Annotated in this window: 1 protein-coding gene and 2 pseudogenes; 2 read left to right on the top strand and 1 reads right to left on the bottom strand. The window is 73.6% G+C overall.

Translation table 11 applies throughout. The features are described 5' to 3' along the window. A pseudogene (locus GT354_RS53115) lies at positions 1 to 375 on the bottom strand (hypothetical protein); the annotation flags it as partial. A 308-nt stretch (positions 376 to 683) separates the two neighbouring features. Here GT354_RS53115 and GT354_RS46040 point away from each other — a divergent pair. Beyond that, positions 684 to 1,022: a hypothetical protein gene (locus GT354_RS46040; protein WP_161363497.1), complete on the top strand. Its 339-nt coding sequence runs from the start codon at positions 684 to 686 to the stop codon at positions 1,020 to 1,022. An 8-nt stretch (positions 1,023 to 1,030) separates the two neighbouring features. After that, positions 1,031 to 4,893 (top strand): annotated as a pseudogene (gene mobF, locus GT354_RS55300) (MobF family relaxase); the annotation flags it as partial.

Here is a 4,893-nt window from a genome sequence, read left to right on the forward strand (position 1 = left end):
TCCGGTGCCGGTGGGTCCGGTGGGTCCGGTGCCTCCGGGTTGGGTGCCTCCGGGCTTGGTGGGTCCGGTGCCGGTGGGACCGTTGGGACCGTCGCCGTTGGGACCGTTGCTGGCGGGCCCGTTGTCGTCGGGGAAGTCGGCGTCGGGCCCGTTGGGCCCGTTGGGCCCGTTGCCGTGGGGACCGTTGCTGGCGGGCCCGTTGTCGTCGGGGAAGTCGCCGTCGGGCCAGTCGTCAGCCAGGGCATTCGTTGTCGCCGTTGTCAGGTTCAGGTGGGGGGCTTGGGACTGTGCCGCATGGGCGGCGCCGGCGCCGCCGCCCACCAGGGCCAACGTGGCGGCGGCCAGGGCCACAGCCTTCCGCGGGGAAGCGCGCATGGAAGATCTCCTTCTGTCGGAGCGGCACGTACGCCGCGCCCCGGGGCGCGTACCTGTGCGCGCTCTGTGCCCGTGATCCTTTCGCAGGAACACGTCCGCCACGGCCCGCCACTCCGCGCACCGGCCGAACGGATGACTCCGGGCCCTTCGTCGCGTTGTGCGTGGTGTACGCCGTCCGAACCCTCAGCGCCTTCAAACACTCAACGATCAGTTCCAAAGAGCTACGTGGGACTTCGCCGTACCCATACGAGCGTCGGGCCCATTCCGCCCGCTTCCGCCTCGTGTCCCGGCTCGCCGAGGTGCTGAACGTGCCGACTCCGGCCGTGCGCCGGCCGGCCGACGACGAACGCTCCCCCTACCACCGGCTCGGCCGCCACGAGGAACTCACCACCATCGAGGCCGTCGCCATCGCCCGCGTGATGGCCTGTGACTCACCTCAATCGGCGTACGTCATGGACGAGTACACCCGCCGGACCCTGATCATCGCCGGCTACCTCGCCCACCGCGGCGAACCCGAGGACGCGGAACACGACCTCGACGATCCCCGGGTCGCGCTCACCGCCGATGTTCTCTACAGCCTCGACCTGTTCGACCCCGACGAGCTACCGCCCACCGATCGCAGCCGGCGGCCAGGGCACCCCCGCTGACAAACCTCATGGCGGAACTGCTGACACCGATTGGCAAAGCCCGCAGACATTTTCGTGGCGGACGACACCCCCAAGAAGCCACCGGCCAACGACACCACCGACACCACCGACACATCCACGCCGAGATACCTAGGTACCCGCCACCCAAGATCAACTTCAAAGGTAATCCCAGGTATCTCCGATACGCTGCCGCGAAGGTCAACGGCACGGTCAACGGAGGTGCTGCTCGGGTGGGTTGGGTGACGAAGCTCTCCGCGGACGCGCAGACCGAGTACCGGCTGGACGAGACCTGCGGGTGCGCGGTCGACTACCGGCTCGCGAACGACCAGCCCCTGGAGTGGATCGGGCAGGGCCTGCGCGACGTCGGCATCGAGCCCGGTTCGCTGTTGCTGACCGACGACGACCGCGACGATGCTCGGGCCCTGGTCGCCGGGTGCGACCCGGGCACCGGCGAGCAGCTCGTCGACCGCAAACAGGTTCTGGACCCGCGCGGGAAGCTGGCGGCCCGCACGTTCGTCGACGCGATGCGCGCGGCCGCGGAGGCGGCCGGGACGACCCCGGCCGGGCTGCTCGACCACGGCACCGCACCCAAGACACGCCTGAAGCGGTACGCGCAGCTCGAACGCGGCCTCGTCCGCGAGGGCGACGCCCACAAGGTCCCGGTGAAGGAACTCGGCGTCCTCGCCCGCGCGGCCGGGCTCGACCTGGACGTCGTGTACGGGGCGGACCGGGTCGCGACCGCGATGCAGTGGGCCAGCGCGAAGGTGACGATCGGGAACATGGGCTTCGACGTCACCCTCGAATGCCCCAAGACGTTGTCGGTCGTCGCCGGGACGGCGCCCACCGCGCTGGGGAAGGCACTGCGCGACACCTACATGGAGGCGGCCCGGGAATCGGTCGCCTACCTCGAGGACACCTGCGGCTACGCGATGGCCGGCCACCACGGCGACGGCCAGCGCGCCGAGCGCCGCGACACCTCGGGCCTGCTCGGCTGGGCGATGCTCCACCAGGCCGCCCGCCCCGTCCCCGACGCCCCCGCCGCCGACGCGCCCGTCGACGGCGACCGGGCCGACGAGGACGGCGCGGTCGACGAGGACCAACAGCCCCGGCACTCGCCCGGCGATCCGCACCTCCACGTCCATCTGACGTTGGTGAACATGGCCCACGCCGACGACGGGAAATGGCGCACGATCGCGGCCGGCGGCCGGGACCTGCACCGGCACGCCCGCGTCGCGGACGCCTACAACGAGGCCCGCATGCGAGCACTCACCGCGCGGCGGTTCGGCATGCGGTGGGAGCGGCGGGTGCCCGGCGGCGCCTGGGAGGTCGTCGGCGTCCCCGAGGAGATGCGCGTCGGGTTCAGCCGCCGCAGCACCGCGATCGCGGCCAGCATCGCCACCAAGGGCCTGGGCCCCGGCGCCGGCAAGAGCGTGGGTTCCGCGACCCGCCGGGCGAAGCTGTCGGTGACCGAGGACGAGACCCGCGCGGTGTGGCGCGAGCGCGGCACCGCCCTGGCCGGCCGCGACGTCGACCTGGTCGTGGCCGAGGCCGCCCCCGGCTGGGACGGCCCCCACCCCACCGGCCCCGGCACACCGCCGGGCGGGCCGCCGCGGTTGCCCTCGCCGACCGACGTCGCCGCGCGGATCTGGGACCCCGAGACCGGCCTGACCAGCCACCGCAAGGTGGTCACCCGCGTGGACGTCCTCGCCGCCGTCCTGGAGGAATGCGGCGAAGGCGTCGAGAACATCGCCCAGGCCCAGGCACTGACCGATCAGGTTCTCGACCTGACGGAGTGGGTCGTGCCGTTGCCCGGCGGCGGACAGCGCCACATGTCGGATGCCGCCCGCTACACCACCGTCGACATCGTCGAGGCCGAGAAGACCGTCACCGCCCACGCGATCGCCGGGATGCGCGGCCGCCGGTTCGCCGCCGTGCCGGTCGACGTCGCGGCCGCCGCCGTCGAGGTCTGCGAGACCACGCAGCAGTGGCGGTTCTCGCCCGAACAACTCGCCGTCCTGGACCGGTTCCTGACCGCCGGGAACGCCATCGAATCCCTCGTCGGCGTCGCGGGCGCGGGCAAGACCTCGCTGATGACGGCCGCGCGGACCGGCTGGGAGGCCCGGGACCTGATCGTGGCCGGCGCCTCCACCGCCTCGGTGGCCGCCGAGAACCTGTTCCGCGAGTCCGCGATCCCCGCGCGGTCGTCGAAGCCGACCGCACCGGCACCAAAATCGTGTCCATCGGCGACCCCGAGCAGCTCCGCGCGATCGGCGTCGGCGGCCTGTTCGCCGAGGTCCACCGGGTCACCAACGGCCTGACGTTGGGGGAGAACCGGCGCCAGGTCGACGCGGCCGAACGCGACGCGCTGCAGACCTGGCGAGACGGCGACCGCCGAGGCGCCCTGCGCGCGTTGGCCACGGCCGGGCACGTCCACGCCACCGACAGCCCCGCACAGGCCCACGAGCAGATGCTCACCGCGTGGGCCGACGCCCGCGCGGGCATCGAGGACCCGCACGAGCGGATCGAACGCGTCCTGCTGCTCGCCGGCCGCAACCTGGACGTCGACCGGCTCAACGCCGGCGCCCGCGTCCACGCCCGGGCCGGCGGCGAACTCGTCGGCGCCGATGTCGAATACGGGCCCGGCGTCTTCCTGGCCTGTGGTGACGTCGTGCGCGTGCGGGCCAACGACTACCGCTCCCGACGCGGCGAGGGACCCGACGTCCTCAACGGCTACCGCGCCGTCGTCACCGAGCAGGACCCCGAGCGCGGCGCGCGGATCGCCTGGCGCACCACCGGCCCCGACGGGCCCGTCGTCGCGCACGCGTGGATGAGCCGCGAGGCGATCGCCGCCGGTGAGCTCACCCACGGATACGCCATGACGATCGCCGCAGCGCAGGGCCTGACCAGCGACGTCGCGTGCGTGTACGCGGCCGGCGCCGACGCCTACACGATCTACCCCGGCATCACCCGCGCCCGCGAACGAACCCATACCTGGCTGCCGTTGGACGCCCTGGAGGACGACACCACCCGCATTCGCCTCGGTCCCGTCGCAGACCGGGCCGAGCGCCTGGAGCGCGCGGTGACCGCGTACGCCGACCTGGTCGAACGCGACCGCCCCGACACGGTCGTCAGCCACGAACTGCAGGAGCCCGCCGAACCCGTCCCCGCACCGGCCCCCGCCGCACCGGACCGGCTCCGGCGGGCCCGGGAGACCCTGGAACGGGTGAAGGCGACGCTCGGAGTCGACCAGGTCCTCGAGGAGATGCGCGCCCGCCCGCACGGCACGATCCCCACCGGGCGCCTGATCCCCGACGCCCAGAAGGCCGAGGCCCGCGCCGCGCGGACCGAGCAGGCCGCCGCGGACCGCGTCCTGGCGGCCGACGTCGAACTCCTCCAGGCCCAGGGCGGCGAAGGGCCGCGCGTGCGCAAACTCCTCGCCCAACGCGAGCGGTTCGTCCCCGCCGCGCAGCAACAGGCCCTCGCCGACTGGCACCGCGAACGCGGCGACGCCTACGCCGCCCAGGCCGCCGACGCCCGATCCCACGCGTTCGACCTCACCCGACAGCAGGGCCTCGGGCGGATCGCGTTGTGGCGCGCGGGCACCTCCCGCGCCGAGCTGCAGACCGCGATCGACGCGGCCCGCGACCGGGCCGAGACCGCCCAGCAGGCAGCCGCGGTCGAACGCCGCGAGCAGTACACCGCCGAACAGGAGGTCCGCCGGCTCCGCCCCTCGTACGCGAACCCGCTCACCGAGCTCACCGAGATGGACCGCGACTGGGCGACGCTGCACGGCGACGCGCACCGCGCCGACGTCGAGCACGCCGAGCGCGTCGTCGACCGGGACGGCAAGCGGGCCCGGGCCGACGCCCGC

This window comes from Streptomyces sp. SID3343 (assembly GCF_009865215.1).
GTDB lineage: Bacteria > Actinomycetota > Actinomycetes > Streptomycetales > Streptomycetaceae > Embleya.